Genomic DNA, 17,117 nt, shown 5'->3' with positions numbered 1-17,117 from the left:
ACCATCCTTGAAAAATAACTGGATATCGAATTAATAGCCCTTTCTATGACTCGTAACGCTCGAACCAACCGTCGCGAACTCACAAAAGTGATTGCCCTCACCTAGATGACTACAAATTCGTCGCACAGTTCTGAAAACTTGAAATCGCCCGTGATCGCGCTGTTTAGAGCACTCACCAGGTGTACTCAATCCTCATCCTCAAGCTTGAGCAATGGTTCCTGAAAACGCAGTAAACGCCCGGCGTTCCCCAACACCAGCAACGTACTGAAGTTGTGCAACAGCGCAGCAATCATCGCTCCCGCAGCGCCAAGCCAACCGAAGGCAGCGAAGGCTACAATCGCCAGCGTCCAGCCCAGACCGATGATCACGTTAACCTGCAACGTGTGCCGGCATTGGCGACTCAAACGCACACATGTGCCGAGTCGACGCAGGTCGCTGCCGATCAGGACGATGTCGGCCGAGGCCAGTGCGATGTCCGCCCCGCCCGCGCCCATGGCTACACCGACCACACCGGCCTTGAGCGCCAGTGAATCGTTGATCCCATCTCCCACGACCATCGGCCGGAAGCCGCTGCCGATTTCCTTCAGCACGCGATTGAGTTTGTCCTCGGGCAACGCTTGAGCTTCAACGTCGCTGATCCCGACATCTCGCGCCAATGTGTGCGCGACGCTTTGCCGATCACCTGTCAGCAGCAACTGCCTACCTAACCCCAACTCACGTAGCTCGCTCAAAGCAAATCGAGCTTCAGGTTTGACGCTGTCGGCCAGCAACAGCCAGGCGAGAAATTCACCGTTGAGCGCCAACCCGGCAATCGGGCCATCATGGTCGGGGACACTTGAAGTGGCGATGCCCAATTGGGCGAACAACTCCGGACGACCGAGCGCCGCCTCGCCCTGCTCCGTCATCGCCACCACGCCCAGCCCCTGACGCTCGTGGATGTCGGAGAGCAGCAGAAAATGTTCCTGCGTGACCAACCCGGCGAGCGCGCGGCTGACTGGATGACTGCTGGCGGAACCGAGGCTGGCGGCAAGTTTGAGAACGTGGCTGCGATCCTCGAGCGGGCTGTCGATGGATTGCAAACGCAAGGTGCCAAAGGTCAGGGTTCCGGTCTTGTCGACCACCAGCGAAGTCAGGTCTGCCAACTCTTCGAGGAACGCGGAGCTGCGAATCAGAATCCCGTGACGAGCAGCCACCGCCACCCCGGCAATCGCCGTGGCCGGTGCCGACAACACCAGCGCGCAAGGGCAAGCCGCCACCAACACCGCGAGCATGGCCTGGGCATCGTTAGTGATGAACCAGGTCACGGCGGCCAGCAACAACACCAGCACCATGTAGCTGCCGGCGTAGCGTTCCAGCAAACGCGTGATCGGTGGTTTGGAACGCTCGGCACTTTGCATCAGCGCAATGACTTTGCCGAGGGTCGACTCATTGCCGGTGCGGGTCACCTCGATGCGCAGCAGACCGTCGAGGTTGATCGCGCCGCCGAACACGTGCATGCCGACGTCCGCTTCCATCGGTACCGATTCGCCAGTAATCGAAGCGGTGTCCAGGCTCGCCTGACCGGACAACACCCGACCATCCGCCGGCACTCGATCACCCGCGCGCACCTCGACGAGGTCGCCGGCCGTGAGTAAGCCGTTATCGACTTCGACGATCGAGCCGTCTGCCTGAACTTTGCGCGCGTGGCTGCGCGTCAGTTTGCCGAGGGCGTGAATCGCTTCCTGGGAACCGATCACACTGCGCTCCTCCAGCACGTGGCCGAAGATCATGATGATCGGCAGCAACGCCGCGGTTAGCAGATCACCCGTGGCCCACGCCCCCAGCATGGCCAAGGCAATCAATTGATCAGTGATCCCGTGCAGGCTCGGATAACGCAGGCTGTACCAGGCTGAACGCATCACGGGCACGGCCACCAATAACGAAGCAAAGCCCAGCAGCAATTGACTGACGCCCGTCTGCTCCGGCGACAACCAGCGCCAGGTCAGGCCGAGCGCGAGCAGGCCAAGTGCGAGCATGGCCAGGGTCAATTGCCGGGCGGCGCTGCGTTGTTCAGCCGAGGACAACATGCTCGGTGCGGCGGCGGTTTGGGCGGTCATTGTGCTGCTCCCTGAATGATCAGGCGGGAATCGTCTTTCGGATTGACCGTGGTCACCGAACCGGCCTGACCGAGAATCTTCGGCATCCGCTCGCGGTAGATGCGCAGCAGCATTTGCGGGTCAGTCCCTTGTTGTTGCGCCTTGGCCAGGCTCAATACCGTGGCTGTGTCAGCCGAGGCTTTAGCCAGCCGTTCGCTCGCTTGGGCGTGAGCGACTTGCAGCGTGCGATCGGCTTGTTCGTTGGCGGTCTGAGTGAGTTTCTCCGCTTCAGTGCGAGCATTGGCAACGGCTTTATCGGCTTGTTGACTGGCGGTCAGAACAGCGTTGAAGGCGTTGACCGCCGGGCCAGGCAGACTCGATTGCACGTCGACCCGCGTCACTTGAATTCCCAACCCCAGCCCGGTCGCGGTCAAGTCAGCCAGGCGCTGATTGATAGCTTGCACCAGATCACCGCGCAGGCGTTCGCGGCGTTCGGCAGCCTGACTATCGGCGCCGATCAGCTCCGGTCGAGCGACCAGAATAGTGTCCAGATCTCGTGCTGCAGTGAGGGCCACCGCGCTACGGGTTACGAGTCGATCCAGCGCCGGCAACACATGTTCGCCTTGAAGAACGAAGGCATACGGCTCGGTGACTTTGTAGAAAACACGCACATCCAGTTGCACAACGCCCGCGTCACCGGTGAGCAAATAACCGGAGCCGGCGAGTGCATCGCTGATCGGTGTGGCGAAACTCGCCACTCGGTCTGCCTGCAACGCGGCATCTGTGCGCAGCAGGTTTTCCACTCGACGCTCAATCACCCGGTCCGCCGCGGGCAACAAAATCACCTGCTCAAACGGACGGGGCCAAGCCAATAACAGGCCAGCATTCTGGATGCGATCCAGCGCGCCGAAGTGCAAAACCACCGCGCGATTTTGTGGATCGATCTGCCGCACATTAGAAAATGCCCACGCCAAAGCGGCCAGTACCGTCACGGCGTAAAGAGCCAAAAAAGCCAAGCGCCCCGCCTGAATCCAGGGGCTGCTTAACTCATTTGTTCCACGTGGAACTAATTTCATGGCTGCGACCCGGCCTTGTTATCAAGGGTCGGCGGACCGTCAACCAACACCCGGAATGGCGCGGCGTCGGTGCGCAGAATCAGTTTGGTGCCGGGCGTGACGATCGTGCCTAGCGTGTCGAGGGAGCGCAGCAGGTTGTAGAGCTGTGGTGACCCGGCATAGGCGCGACCATAAATCTGTGCGGCTTCGACGCGCGATTGTGCTTCGATATCGGCAGCTTTCACCGTCGCATCGGCTTGTACGATTCGCGCATCACGCTCGGCGGCAGAACGGATTTGCGCCGCTTCGCGCTTACCGATCGCCGTGCGTTCGGTGGCGATTGTTTCACGCTCGGCACGCATGCGATCGACCGTGGCCGTGAGGGTTACCGACGGCAAAGTCAGACGCTCGATACCGACTTGCAGCACCCGCACGCCATAAGTCGTGAGCAACTGCTGATCGATTTGCTGACGCAGTTGCGCTTCAAAATCAGCGATGTGTACTTTGTTGGCGTCGGTGTTCACCAGGTTAGCCAGATCAAAACTGCTGGCCGTGGTTTCCAGCGCAGAGCCAACAAACGTACGAATCTGCCGCGCGGCTTCGTCCGGCTGATTCTGTACGGCGCGCATGAAGCGTTGCACGTTGTCCGGATCGCCCTGTACCTGCCAGGCCACATACGCCTGAACGATGATGCGCAAACCGTCCCGCGTACCCACATCCTGTAAACCACTCGAGGTAGTGCGCAGTCGCAGATCGACGGGAATCGCCGCTTCAAAAGGAGCAGGCCAACGCCAGCCAAGACCTGGTTCCAGCAATACCCGCGACGGATTACCAAAACGCGTGATCACTGTCGCCTCCCCCGATCGCACTTGCACCAGGCTCGCTGCCGCGATGGCGAACGCCACCAGCAACGCCGCCCAGCCCATTCGCCGCCATGGGAACGGGCCAGCTTCTTGCGGATCACCGTGGTGGTGATGTCCGTGGTGATGCCCGCCATGGCCGTGATCGTGGCCAGTGTGGTCATCCTGATCGTGAGTGTGCGACTGGCTCAATTGGCAGCTCCTGGCTGAGCGGTTTTACGCGGCGGCGCAGCGTCAGCCGGCAGCGTGAATGTACGAAGGTCGATGGTCGGTGCGTTACTGCTGCCACCCAGGCGATGATCAAGCACCAGCAACTTGGCATTGGCCAGGCCCTGGGACAGTTGGCTGAAGTACTGCTCCAGCACGAAGGCCTGGCCGGCGCTGGCGTAGGCCTTTTGCTCGGCGCCGAATCTCAAGTCAGCCGCTTGGGCAGTGGCGTTGATTTCACGAGCGCTGGCCGTTGCTTGATCACGAGCGATGCTGGCCTGCAATTGCGCCTGGTTGGTGGCCTCCGCTGCGGCACCACGCTCGCGGGAAATCAATGCCTGGGCGCCAATCTGCGCAGCCTGAACGCCGTGATAGGCATTGGCCGCACCGGCCGGTGGATGAATCGCCTCGACCACGGTGGCGAGAATTTCCACGCCGCTGTCGAGTTTCTGCAAGTCAGCCTGTACCGCCCGACTAATCTCTTCGGCGAGCCCTACCCTGTCCTCACCGAGCAAACCGTCGAGGGTTCGCGAGGCGAAATCGTGGACCAGAATCCGGCTGGCGGTGCTGCGGATCAACGTCGGGACGTCAGCACTGTTGTAGGTCGCGGCCAATGCCGCTTGATCGCTCAGACCGATGCGATAAACGAAACGCACGTCCATGTTGACGATCTGGAAGCTCTGCTTGTCGGCTCGGCTGCTGGCGATAACTTGGGATTTGTCGTTCACATGGCTGGCGTCCCACAAGCGATTGGCAATCGCGGGCGCCGGGCCTTCGGCGGGTTCGGCCATGACCGGCGCCGGTGTGTCGCCAACACTGGTGGCCAACTCGTGGACCACACCGTTTTCGACGCTCAACACTCGGCCCAAAGGCCAGGGCAAACCCGCGTGCAAACCAGGACCGAAAACCTCCACCGGTTTGCCGAATCGCTCGTAGATACCTCGCCCTTGCATGGGGATTTCGTGAATGCCAGTGAGTGACCAACCGACAATTGCCACCACCATCAGCACCGGAAAAAACGCCCGACGCATGTAGGTGAAAGCCCAGATCTGCCGCAGGTCTATGCCGAAGCGGTTGTGCAATTCGTGCTGCAACGCCAGCAAAGGTTGCGGCGGCCAGCGCAGCATGTCGGCGACGAAGCTGCGCGCCAGCAAGGCAGGTTCGAGTTGTTCGCGCTGCGGGCTGAACAACGACAGCAGGGCGCGCAACAGCAGTTCGGCGGCGACGAGCCCCGGCAGCAGGCCGATCAGCACCGCCAGACGCACCGACCAGACTGAGGTTTCGCTACCCAACAACAGGCAAAAAGCGCTGAGCACCAGGCAGATGATCGCCACCCGAGTCATCTGCGCCAACGACGCTGCTTCGGGCCATTGGGCGACGTTTTCCTGTGCCAGTTGACGTTCCAGCACCAGCAAACCGAAGGCCAGCAAGAGCGAAAACGCCGCACCGACACTGACCGACAACCCCAGTGCGGCCGGCGGCAGTGCCAGATTCCAGACTTGTTCGATGCTCAATAACGTCAACAGCGACCAACCCGCGAGCCACAGTGTCGGAGCGCCGATCTGCACCAGCATTCGAAGCCATCGCTGGCTGAGCCGATCCAGCAGCCGTTCGTACCAGCCCACCGGGGCAACGACTTCGTCAGCAACGACGACCTGCACGACCGGATTCAACGCCCGCGCACGCCACTGCGTCACCCACCAGGCTGATTGCAAACCGGCGACCAGCACCAGCAAACCGGCGCTCTGATTGACCAGCAACGCGGGCCAGAGCGACTGCGGCGCAAACAGCCCGACAAAAAACGCCAGCAACCAACCTGCCGCCGCAAGAGCGCCCAGACCGATTGCGAACTGACGCAATCGTCGCCCTTGAAAAACCGCCTGCTGGAAACGCGGTAGCCCGGCTACTTGCGTCCCATCGACATCGAGATCGACTTGCATACCACCCCAGTGTTTATCGTTGCTCATATCGCATCACGTTACGGTATAACGAAAGCCGTGAAATTTCCGTTCTTAAATGCTCTATCTAAAGGCGCTCAACCTGTCGCTTGGCTGAAGCCTTGACCGAAATGCTGTGGAACGCACATATTACGTTCGTAATTTTACCCAAGGGCTACGTTTACCCATTCCGATCCCCGTTCACTCCAGGAGTACAACCATGAGCATCTATGACGTCGTGATTCTGGGCGGAGGCCCCGGTGGTTATAACGCGGCGATCCGCGCCGGTCAGTTGGGCCTCAGAGCGGTTTGCGTAGAAGGACGCGCCACGCTCGGCGGCACCTGCCTGAACGTCGGTTGCATGCCGTCAAAAGCGTTGCTGCACGCCTCCGAACTCTACGACGCCGCCATGGGCACGGAATTCGCCAACCTGGGGATTGAAGTCAAACCCACACTCAACCTCGCGCAGATGATGAAACAAAAGGATGAAAGCGTTGCCGGGTTGACCAAGGGCATCGAGTTTCTGTTTCGCAAAAACAAAGTCCACTGGATCAAGGGCTGGGGCCACATCGACGGGCCCGGCAAAGTCACGGTGACCGACAGCCAGGGCGGCAAGACAGAACTGAACACCAAGGACATCATCATCGCCACCGGTTCCGAGCCCACTCCCCTGCCCGGTGTGGACATCGACAACAAACGCATCCTCGATTCGACGGGCGCGCTGTCGCTGACTGAAGTGCCCAAGCATCTGGTGGTGATCGGCGCCGGAGTGATCGGTCTGGAGTTGGGCTCGGTGTGGCGGCGTTTGGGCGCTCAGGTGACCGTGGTCGAGTTTCTCGACCGGATCTGCCCCGGTGTGGATGGTGAAGCCGGCAAAACCCTGCAACGTTCGTTGAGTAAACAGGGCATCAACTTCAAATTGAGTTCCAAAGTCACCAGCGCTACAACCTCGGCGACCGGCGTTCAACTCAGCGTCGAACCCGCGGCTGGCGGCACCGCCGAACTGCTTGAAGCGGATTACGTGCTGGTATCCATCGGACGCCGGCCTTACACCCAAGGCTTGGGGCTGGAGAACGTCGGCCTCGCCACGGACAAGCGCGGCATGCTCGCCAACAAGGGCCATCGCACTGAAGCCGCTGGCATTTGGGTAATCGGCGACGTCACGTCCGGGCCGATGCTCGCCCACAAGGCCGAAGACGAGGCCATGGTCTGCATCGAGCAAATTGTCGGCAAAGCGGCCGAGGTCAACTACGACCTGATCCCCAACGTGATCTACACCAAACCCGAACTGGCCAGCGTCGGCAAGACCGAAGAGCAGCTCAAGGCCGAAGGTCGCGCCTACAAGGTCGGCAAGTTTCCCTTCACCGCTAACAGCCGGGCAAAGATCAATCACGAAACCGAAGGCTTCGCCAAAGTACTGGCCGATGAGCGCACCGACGAGATTCTCGGCGTGCACCTTGTGGGTCCAAGCGTCAGTGAAATGATTGGCGAATATTGCGTGGCCATGGAGTTCAGCGCCTCCGCCGAGGACATTGCCCTGACCTGTCATCCACACCCGACCCGCTCCGAGGCCTTGCGTCAGGCGGCGATGAATGTGGAGGGGATGGCGACTCAGATGTAAGGCTCGAAACACAAATGCAAATGAAAATGGCACAGCCTTGGTTGTGCCAAACGAAAGAATAGAGTGGTGACCGACACGATTTATTCTTTCAAGAAATACAGGCATTTTCAGAAACGACCTACATAAGTAGCTACCTCCTCTGCCTTAAACTCCCCCCCCATTCTGACCACAAGGAGTGAGCGCATGGCGAGTCATAGCTACATGACTATTACCGGTAAAAAGCAGGGGCTGATTTCTTCCGGCTGTTCCAGCCAAGACTCTATCGGTAACAAATGCCAGTTTGGGCATGAAGACGAAATCATGGTGTTGGCTTACGCCCATAGCATGTTCACGGGCAGTGATGGCAGCACGTCAGGCGGGCGAGGCAAACATATGCCTATTGCCATTACCAAAAACATCGATAAATCTTCACCACTACTGGCCAGTGCTCTGGCTGAGGGTGAAGAAGTTGAGTGCAAGATTGATTTTTATCGCACTGCTCCTGCCGGCGGTCAGGATAAATATTATTCAGTGAAAATAACGGGCGGGCGCATTGCGAATGTAACCCTTCAAATCCCCCACGCTATTCATATGTCTGACACAGAGCCGCAAGAGCTGGTATCCATTCGTTATCGAGATATTAGTTGGACGCACATCCAAGCGGGTACAAGTGCCTATAGCACGTGGGGAAACGAAGATGAATGAGACGTCATGCGATATACATGACGTCACCAAGGCCGCTTCGGACCTGGTTGCATTAGGCTGCACAGTAGGCGCTGCACATTTTCATGACGGTATCACGCAACTTCAATTCAATTCGATGGTTTCTTCCTATGCCAACGAAGTTATCAAGGCTGTTGATGAAGGGCTCATCACTGCGTGGGAGGGAGTTCAATCGATAACAAGTGAATATAAGGAGTTAACTTCCAAGGCGATTTTTTATGCTCAAAATGGCATTGGTGTTGTAGCCGGCGCCATGCAAGTTGAGGCAGGTGTAGCGGTTACCGGGGCCACAGGTGGATGGGGGGCGCCATTTGGTGGGATGTTTATCGCGCATGGCGTTAATAATATCTATGAAGGCTTTGGCAATATTTATAACGGTCCTGAAGCACCTGGTGTGCAGGGACCTGTGCGGCGTGCTTATCAAGACGCTTTAGGAGGCGAGTACCAGGGAGATATGCTCTATGGTTCTATGGACTTACTATTATCTGGCATTGGTATTCTTAGACTAGTACGCAAGCCTGAGTCGGTGCAGCTATTTAGGCATGACCCGATAAATCATGAAAGGGTGTACATACAAACAGGGAAGGTCGCTCTATTTTTCGAGGCTCTGGTTGATTACATCACATTAAATTCAATGCTTTCTAAAGAAAAATCCGAATAGACAAAAGGCGCTATTCCGCCATTAAAATCAAATTACGCCTCGTAATTTTTTGACTAAAAAACGAAACCAGAAAGAGCAGAGAAAAATATAAGTAACTATATAAGTAACGCGCAAAATTATGCCTTCCATCGGTATGAAGTATTTTATTACCCACACAATAACTCCCGTGTAAAGACCATTGCTCCCAAGAACCAAAAGAAGCAGTGTAAAATAGTAACGGACATTTTCAAAATTCATTTAAGATCACACTATTCCACGTAACCTTTTGACTAAAAAACGAAACGCGAAAAAACAGAGAAGAATATACGTAACTATATAGGCAACAAGCAAAATCATGCCTTCCATGGGTATGAAATATTCTATTGCCCGCACAATAAGTACCGCGTAAAGACCGTTGCTTCCAAGAGTTAAAAGAAGCACTGCGCAATAGTAACGAATATTTTCAAAATTCATGATTAGAGAGTTTCACACATATAAAACACAAGGCTAGTTTATCCACTAAGATTAATCAATTCCCTTTTAAGATTTGACCACTGTGTAGTATTTGGTTAACCCGTCTTCGCGATCTAAAGTGGCAAATGCTCCAACGGCAACGCCCCCGGGGTCTTCACCGTATGAATCGCAAAGTTGCTGCGGATGTCGCTCACGCCCGGCAATTTCAGCAACCGCCCCGTGAGAAAACGGTCATAGGCGCGCAGATCCGGCACCACTACTTGCAGCAGGAAATCCGATTCCCCTGACACCAGAAAGGCCGAAATCACCTCGGGCAACGCGGTCACGGCCAGGCGAAAGGCTTCGGCCTGTTCATCGTTGTGCCGCTCGACCTTGACCCCGACAAACACCGTCAGTCCAAGCCCCACTTCGTCGCGATCCAGATTGGCCTGGTAACCGCGTATCACCCCGGCTTCTTCGAGCATTCTTACCCGGCGCAAACAAGGCGAGGCGGACAGACCAATCTCGTCAGCCAGTTGCACGTTGCTCAGGCGACCGTCCCGTTGCAGGGCGGCGAGAATCTTGCGGTCGTAGGCGTCCAGTTTCATGGTTTGGCAGATCTTGATGGTTTACATGCAATTGAGTGGCAGGTTATGCCAACTCGAAGCAGTTTAGAAGCGAACTACGCAACCACCTGCCCTGCCCTTCAGCCCTAGACTGGCCGTACCGAATCGACAACGAATGGGGTGCAACGTGGCAGGACTCTGGGTGTTTTTCATGGCGCTGGCGGTGGTCTATCTGTTGCCGGGCCCGGACATGATCCTGTTGTTGCAAACCGGTGCCCGTCAGGGCAAAGGCGCGGCGCTGGCGACTGCGGTGGGTCTGGGCATTGCCCGTGGTTGTCATGTGGCCTTGGCAGCGTTGGGGTTGGCGGCACTGTTCAAGGCTGCGCCCTGGACGTTCGACGTGGTACGCCTGGCCGGGGCCGCGTATCTGCTATGGATCGGCATTCAATGCCTGCGAACCACAATGCTGCCGAGTTTGAACGGAGCAGACCCCACCACCGAAAAACCTCGCTGGCGCGCAGCGATCCAGCGCGGTTTGCTGACCAACCTGCTCAACCCCAAAGCCTTGCTGTTCTGCTCGGTGCTGCTGCCGCAGTTCATCGATCCACACACCGGGCCGGTGCTCACGCAATTCGCGACCCTGGGCGTGGTGTTGGTTGGCGTTGGTTTGTTATTCGACAGCGCTTACGCACTGACCGGCGCAGCGCTCGGCCGTTGGCTGCAACGCAGTCCTTCGGCCCAGCGCCTGCAGCAGTGGCTGTTCGGCAGCCTGTTGATCGGCTTCGCCGTGCGGCTGACCTTTGTGCAACAGACTTGAGCCTTACCGTGTCTTGCGACGGCGATTGATCAGCAACAGCGCCGCTGCCGTGAACGCTATCACACCGCCAATCTGCAACGGTTTTTTGTAAGGCCGAAGCTGCGCGCGCGCGGCATCAGTGGCCTGGGTCACATAGCGCTTGTCGACGTTCTGAAAGTCCGGCTCATGGCATTGGTGACCAAAATCGCCGGCCCAGACCACATATGGACCTTCCTCGACATAACGACGGTAGAACGCGCTTTGCTCTTGCAGGCTGGAGCCCCACGACGAAGCCTTGCACAGCACAGAAGCAAACGCCTGACTGCTGTGGGGCAGATGATCAGCGGCTTTGCTCGCCAGCGCCGTGGCGACAAAACGGTAGTGGAAACGCTCATCAGGCTGCGCCACCGTGGCTTGCTGGCGCTGTACTTCACCCTCGGCCATCAGCGGCCCGACCTTGAGCTCGGGCGCTTCCAGACTGTAATTGCCGCCGAACGTGGCGTAATCCGGGGACAGCTCGTAGCCCAACAACTGCATTCCGTCGAAACGGGCCAGTGTCGCGGCGTAGTAGTAGGCGAATGCCCGTTTGGTCGGCCACCATTTGGATTCGGCGTCGTGGCGCAACTGCCCGTACCACTTGGCCTTCGCCTGCAAGTCGGCGTTATCGAAATAGGCTGGCGCTTCGTCATACCGCTCTTCGCGCAGCAAGCGCCGCCCGAGCAAATTGCGCAGTTTCGCCGCCACCGGCAATGGCACGTAGTTATCGCGATCCTGCTGGCTAAGCGGCGCTGGCGCAGGCACTTGAGTGTCGACGTATTGCTTAAGCTCATCGACGGTCAACACCCGCTCGGCGACCGTGGCGGCGTCGAACCAATAGATATCTTTACTGCGATAAAGCTGATCGAACGCTTGCAGGTAATCCCCACGTTGCAACGCCAGGATCGCGCTTTCACCCTCGACCCGACACTTGGGCTGAAGCGTTTCGAAGTCCCAGTCTGGCGTGCGCCGCTCACCCCACGACTCATTCTGTGGGAAGGCCTGGGCAGCCTTGGCATATGCTGCGGCAGCCGCGTTTTTATCGCCATCGCGCACGGCCAGTTTGGCCCGCAGCCACCACGCCAGTCCGCCATCACCGGCGTGTTCGAGGAAGGCCTTGGCGCTGGCGTAATCACCCTGTTGATAATTCACCGCCGCCAGCCGATCAGCATTATCGAGGCTGCCGCGGGTGCTGTTTTGCAGCAGTTTGATCAGTTTCAATTCGTTCGGCGGTTGATCACCGAATGACCAGCCCAGTCGGCTGATCAACGACGCCGTGACCAGTTGCTGCACCGGTTTGCCCTTGAGCAAATCGGCCAATTGATCGTCAGGCATCGCCGCGAGGTCGGCCACCAACAGTTTCAGCGAGGTGTAGCCCACCGCCGAACCCTGAAGGTTTTGCGTGGCGTAGAGTTCGATGGCGCGGTTCCAGTCGCCGGCCGTGCGAGCGACGCGGGCCTCTTCGCCGAGACTGGCGACACCCAGCTCCAGAGAGTCGCTGAAACCGTCGATGCTTAGCTGACGGGTCTGCTCGAAAGCCTTTCGAGACTGAGCCAACAGGTCAGGGCCAGCGTCCGCTTCCGCGCTCATGGCAAACAGCGCCCGACCTAACGAGTAAGCCGCCCAGGTGCTGCGCAACGCCCGTTGATCCGCCGGCAATGCCAGCACCTTCTGGAAGTACTCGGCGGCCAGTCCATGATCACCAGCATTGAATGCCACCGCGCCGGCCAGATAAAGCGTGAGCTCAGCCGGAAGGCTCGCGCCCTGAATCTCGACCTCATGCGCATCGGTCAGGCTGCGTAACTGTTTCACCAGTGTCTGCTGCTCAGCCGTCAAACCGGATTGCTCAGCCTTATCCCGCTGTTCTGCGTAGTCGGGAGCATCCATGTTATAGGCGGTTTCGGTGACGTTCTTCAGCCCGGCGACCGCATGTCCGAGGCGACTGATTTCAAATCTGAAGTTCCCTTCCGGCAGCTCCGCCAGCGACTGGCCGCGGTTGTCCAGCAGACGCATAGGGAAATCCGGCCCACAGGCCAGCGCCGAACCCAGCGGCAGGCTGAGGCTCAGGCAAAGCAGATGGCGGGGCCAGTTACGGGTAAACATTCGAACCTCCTTGATCAATATGTGCGCAACGAGCCCAACCCACGGCGCGCTGCCCGCCGGCCGGTATTTGACCGTCGCGCAGGCGGGTGAAGGTAAGCAGATCGGGACTCTGTTGCAATGCATAACCGGCCAGCGCATCGGCACCGTCACAGCCCTGCACCACGAGTGTCAGGCGTTCGGGCCAGGCGCTGTCGAGGTTGCCCTGATTGCTGAGGCTGATGTCATAGAGGTCGTTCTGCACCGAGAGTTTCAACGTCAGTCGACTGTCGAGGGCATCGCCACGCGCCACGGCGCTCAGGGTCGTCAGGCTCCAGGCCCGGCGGTCGCTGGCCAGCGGCAAACGAAACCAGATCAGGCCCGCCAGATGCACCGGTGGATCATTGCGCAATTCGTTTCCGAGGCGGCTCAGTTGCTGCGGATCGGCGAGCAATTCCCGGCGTTTGCCGCCCTGCTCAATCGGCACTTCGCTTTCCACTACCAGCGCACCACGGCCCGACAACAACGCCACACCGTAGGCCGGCAGCGCCAGATAGAAAGGTTTGGAAGTGATGCGGCTCCAGGCCCTGGTCCATTGACGGGCCTGATCCGGGTCGAACAAGCCAAGACGCGGATCGCTCACCGCGTGCACCTGCAACACGCTGCTGTCGACTGTGGATAACAGCGCCGGCAATTCGGGACTTTCGAGCCAGGCCGGCAATGCGGTGATACTCAGCGCAATAGAAGCCGGCAGAACTGCGCGCAAGTGCGTAAGAAATTCGCGGTAGGCCGGTAGCCGAGCATTACCGGCATCGTGGTCGATTTCCACGCCGGAGAGATTCAGCCCCTGCCCTTGCCAATCGCCGAGCACCTGCTGGATCTGCACAATGACTTCGTCCCGATCCAGCGACTTGAGTTGGCCGTCGAGACGTATTACCGCGATCAGCGGCCGACCGTCGCGTTTGAGCAGCGCCGGATCAATCCGCGCCCTGCTCCAACCCGCCTTGGGAAATGCCTGCAAGGCCAGCACCCGCAGCGTGGAAAAGTCAACGCGGCTGTCCCTCAGCGCCGCTTCGTGGGCCGGTGTCCATTGCCGTTGCCAGACGTAGAGTTGCTGATCGAGCGCTGGCGCGTCCTCTCGTTCGCAACCGTTGAGCAACGCCACCGCGACAATCAACGCCGACAGACGAGCGAAAAAATACATACCGAATCTGATCCCTTATCGCAGCGGCCAGAAGCTGCGTTCGGCAAATGCTACAGGTCGAGGACCAAAGGCTGCGACCCCTGCGCCGGAATCGCACAACAAATCAGCACTTGTCCGTCATCCGGCACTTCGGCTGGCGGCTGTGGATAACTCACCTGGCCGCTGATCAGGCGAGTCTTGCAGGTGCCGCAGGAACCGCCGCGGCAACTGAATTCTGGGCGCAATCCACGGCTTTCCGCCAACTCCAGCAAACTGCCCCCGTCGGGTTGCCAGCGAGCCTCTTTAGCCGAGCGCTGAAACACCACCGGCACCGAGGTCGTAGCAGCGGGCGGTTGCTCGATGACCACCGCGTCGGGGTCCGGCACCCGGCGCAAGGTCGAAGGGCCGAAGGTTTCGGCGTGAATCCTTGAATCGCGGATGTCCAGTTCCCGCAGGCCGTCGTACAGCCCTTGGGTAAAACTGCCCGGACCACAGAGGACAAAATCCAGCTGATCGTAGTCCTCCACTTCGAGGAGGGTCTTGAGCAGCGCGGTGTCGATCCGCCCTGTCAGGTCGAAATCCTCACCCTCCAAGGCCCCGGCTTCCGGCTGACTCACCAGACGCAGCACCCTGACCGCATCACCAGCACCGTCGAGTAAGCGATCCAGTTCAGGACGAAACGCTTGATCGGCCAACGTGCGCGAACTCTGGAAAAACCAGGTCGGCCGGATGCGGCGGGTGCGCAGGCCTTGGTAAACCACCTCGCGCAGCATCGACAGCAGCGGCGTGATGCCGACACCGGCAGCCAGAAGCACCAGCGGCCGACGTTCATTAGGTGCCACGGTGAAATGCCCCTGAGGCGCACGAGCCTCCAACAGATCACCGACGCTCACCTGTTCATGCAAGTGCGAAGACACCAAACCTTCACGCTTCACGCTGATGCGGAAAAAATCATCGGACGGCGCACTCGACAGGCTGTAAGTGCGGATGTGCACCTCGCCGGCAATGTTGAAGCGCAGCGGCAAATGCTGTCCGGCCTGAAACACTGGCAACCCCGCGCCATCGGCAGGCTCCAGATAGATCGAGCGGATGTTGTGGCTTTCCTCTTTGATGCGCGCCACCCGCAGAGGCCGCCAACGATCGCCCAAGGCCTGGGCTTGCAGTCGGGCATTGGCCTGCTCCCAGGTGCCGGTCAGCAAACTGGTGGGTGACACGCCGTCGAAGCGCCACCGCAGAGCAAGCGCGGCGGGCCGACGCACCACGCTTTCCACCTCGAATGTCCACAAGCGCTCGGCTCCTTGAAACGCCTCGACCTGTGGGCCTTCAAGAATGACTTCGGTGCGACCGCTGAGGTGCAGCAGGTCTCCCGAATTGAAATCGATAAACAGCAAACCGGCCCGAGGATTGAGCAGCAGGTTGCCCAAGGTGTTGAAAAACAAGTTGCCGGCGAAATCCGGAATGGTCAGGCGATTGCCTTCTACTTGTACGAAACCGGCCTGACCGCCGCGGTGAGAAACGTCCACCGAACGTTGGCCATCGACGTCCACGTAACTGGCGACAAAGAACGTATCGGCTCCCGCGATCAGGGTTTTGGCCGCCTCATCCAGCCCGTTGAGGTGTTGCGCGATGCGAGTCGACGGATCCGCCAACGGTACCGAGCGAAACTGCCGCAATTGGATGTATTGCGGGCAATTGCCGAAAGACTGCTCAACGGCCACATCGAAGCCGCTCGCCTTCACCGCGCCGACTCGGCCGTTGAGACGATTGCGGCGGCGGGTGTGCAGTTCGATCCCCAGCAAGCCGATCGCCGCGCCCTCCGTCAATTGCGCCGGATCATCAGCGCCCGGCAGGCTGCGAAATTGCAATGCTCCCGGCTCGGGCGAGTGAGCGAAACCCGGTGGCCCTTCAAGAATACTGGCCCAGGGATTTCCGTCGGCATCCACTGCGCCGTACAACATGAACGGCAATTGCTCATAGAACGTGCGGTGCTGATCCGGCATCTCGCTGCGAATCACCTTACGACCGAGCACCTCCATTCTTTCGGCAATGCCCACATGAGCCTGCAACTGTTTCTCGCCAGCGTGCCAAGGTGAACGGTCCACAACGACTTCTCCCCTGCGCCATTGGCGCAGTGTGAACGACCCGACAGTGTCGGGCCGTAAGCATCAGGCAGTTTTTTGCAGACCGGCAACGGTGCGCGGCATGCCGACAAACCCTGGCAAGGCTTCGATCCGCGCCAGCCAGGCGCGGATGTTGGCGTAGTCCTCCAGGGACACGTTGCCTTCCGGTGCGTGGGCGATGTAGCTGTAGGCCGAAACGTCGGCAATGGTTGGCTCGGCGCCAGCCAGATACGGCGTTGCTGCCAGTTCCTGATCGATCACTTTGAGCACGGTGTGGGAATAAGCGATCACTTCTTCTGCGTTGTAAGCCGCACCAAACACCGTGATCAGCCTGGCTCTGGCGGGGCCAAAGGCAATCGGCCCAGCGGCAATCGACAACCAGCGCTGAACCTTGGCCGCGCCGACTGGATCGGTTGGCAGCCAGCGTCCATTGCCATATTTCTGTGCCAGGTAGACCAGAATCGCATTGGAGTCAGCCAACACGACACCTTGATCATCAAGGACCGGAACCTGACCAAATGAGTTGAGTGCAAGGAAATCCGGCTGTTTGTGCGCGCCCTTGGCCAGGTCGACAAATATCAGCTCGGTCGGCAGTTGCAGCAGGGACAGCATCAGTTCCACACGGTGAGCGTGGCCGGAACGTGGGAAGTTGTAGAGTTTGATCGCTTGCATGGTCGACTCCGCTGGGTAGTGGCGCTGTTGAACAGTGTTCAGCACCGATGGGGAGCTATCTTCCACCCGCAACCAAAACAACAGAATAACCAGCAAACGCAATCCATTATTTCAG

The 17,117-nt window shown here is 58.9% G+C and carries 13 protein-coding genes; 4 read left to right on the top strand and 9 right to left on the bottom strand.

The window, feature by feature from the left end; translation table 11 throughout:
• Positions 1 to 185 precede the first annotated feature (185 nt).
• Genes MO767_RS03440 through MO767_RS03425 form a run of 4 tightly spaced genes read right to left on the bottom strand, consistent with a single transcriptional unit; the run spans position 186 to position 6,137 of the window.
• On the bottom strand, positions 186 to 2,096 hold the full coding sequence (locus MO767_RS03440; RefSeq protein ID WP_282479415.1) for a heavy metal translocating P-type ATPase: 1,911 nt from the start codon (positions 2,094 to 2,096) through the stop codon (positions 186 to 188).
• Positions 2,093 to 3,151, bottom strand: coding sequence for a protease modulator HflK (locus MO767_RS03435; protein WP_282479414.1), 1,059 nt, complete (start codon positions 3,149 to 3,151; stop codon positions 2,093 to 2,095). Before MO767_RS03435 ends, MO767_RS03440 begins: the two co-directional genes overlap by 4 nt.
• Positions 3,148 to 4,182, bottom strand: coding sequence for a protease modulator HflC (locus tag MO767_RS03430; RefSeq protein ID WP_282479413.1), 1,035 nt, complete (start codon positions 4,180 to 4,182; stop codon positions 3,148 to 3,150). The genes MO767_RS03435 and MO767_RS03430 overlap by 4 nt, the downstream gene beginning before the upstream one ends.
• Positions 4,179 to 6,137 carry a protease modulator HflK gene (locus MO767_RS03425; protein WP_282479616.1) on the bottom strand — a complete coding sequence of 653 codons (1,959 nt, stop codon included), beginning with the start codon at positions 6,135 to 6,137 and terminating at the stop codon, positions 4,179 to 4,181. The genes MO767_RS03430 and MO767_RS03425 overlap by 4 nt, the downstream gene beginning before the upstream one ends.
• A gap of 217 nt (positions 6,138 to 6,354) precedes the next feature.
• On the opposite strand from MO767_RS03425, the gene lpdA reads away from it, so the two are divergent.
• From lpdA to MO767_RS03410, 3 genes are all read left to right on the top strand, one after another.
• Complete coding sequence (lpdA, locus tag MO767_RS03420; RefSeq protein WP_282479412.1) at positions 6,355 to 7,755, top strand: dihydrolipoyl dehydrogenase; 1,401 nt, start codon at positions 6,355 to 6,357, stop codon at positions 7,753 to 7,755.
• Positions 7,756 to 7,938: 183 nt separating this feature from the next.
• Complete coding sequence (locus MO767_RS03415; protein WP_282479411.1) at positions 7,939 to 8,439, top strand: Hcp family type VI secretion system effector; 501 nt, start codon at positions 7,939 to 7,941, stop codon at positions 8,437 to 8,439.
• Positions 8,432 to 9,118 carry a DUF4225 domain-containing protein gene (locus MO767_RS03410; RefSeq protein ID WP_282479410.1) on the top strand — a complete coding sequence of 229 codons (687 nt, stop codon included), beginning with the start codon at positions 8,432 to 8,434 and terminating at the stop codon, positions 9,116 to 9,118. Before MO767_RS03415 ends, MO767_RS03410 begins: the two co-directional genes overlap by 8 nt.
• Positions 9,119 to 9,684: 566 nt before the next feature.
• On the opposite strand, the gene MO767_RS03405 is transcribed toward MO767_RS03410, so the two are convergent.
• Positions 9,685 to 10,158 (bottom strand): Lrp/AsnC family transcriptional regulator, encoded by a 474-nt coding sequence (locus tag MO767_RS03405; protein ID WP_038980472.1) that lies wholly within the window; start codon positions 10,156 to 10,158, stop codon positions 9,685 to 9,687.
• A 145-nt stretch (positions 10,159 to 10,303) separates the two neighbouring features.
• Here MO767_RS03405 and MO767_RS03400 point away from each other — a divergent pair, with 145 nt between their 5' ends.
• Positions 10,304 to 10,933, top strand: coding sequence for a LysE family translocator (locus MO767_RS03400; protein ID WP_282479409.1), 630 nt, complete (start codon positions 10,304 to 10,306; stop codon positions 10,931 to 10,933).
• 3 nt (positions 10,934 to 10,936) lie between these two features.
• Here MO767_RS03400 and MO767_RS03395 read toward each other — a convergent pair whose 3' ends face one another.
• From MO767_RS03395 to MO767_RS03380, 4 genes are all read right to left on the bottom strand, one after another.
• The gene (locus MO767_RS03395; protein ID WP_282479408.1) at positions 10,937 to 13,051 is read right to left on the bottom strand and encodes a hypothetical protein; all 2,115 of its coding nucleotides are present in this window, start codon (positions 13,049 to 13,051) and stop codon (positions 10,937 to 10,939) included.
• Positions 13,038 to 14,231: a DUF3142 domain-containing protein gene (locus tag MO767_RS03390; RefSeq protein WP_282479407.1), complete on the bottom strand. Its 1,194-nt coding sequence runs from the start codon at positions 14,229 to 14,231 to the stop codon at positions 13,038 to 13,040. Before MO767_RS03390 ends, MO767_RS03395 begins: the two co-directional genes overlap by 14 nt.
• Before the next feature lie 50 nt (positions 14,232 to 14,281).
• Complete coding sequence (locus MO767_RS03385; RefSeq protein WP_282479406.1) at positions 14,282 to 16,312, bottom strand: pyridoxamine 5'-phosphate oxidase family protein; 2,031 nt, start codon at positions 16,310 to 16,312, stop codon at positions 14,282 to 14,284.
• A 63-nt stretch (positions 16,313 to 16,375) separates the two neighbouring features.
• Entirely contained in the window at positions 16,376 to 17,002 is a 627-nt protein-coding gene (locus MO767_RS03380) for a glutathione S-transferase (protein WP_282479405.1), read from the bottom strand.
• Positions 17,003 to 17,117 lie beyond the last annotated feature (115 nt).

This window comes from Pseudomonas sp. UYIF39, assembly GCF_029963765.1.
GTDB lineage: Bacteria > Pseudomonadota > Gammaproteobacteria > Pseudomonadales > Pseudomonadaceae > Aquipseudomonas.
Note: the sequence above shows the minus strand (reverse complement) of the source record. Positions and strands in the feature narration are given on the sequence as shown.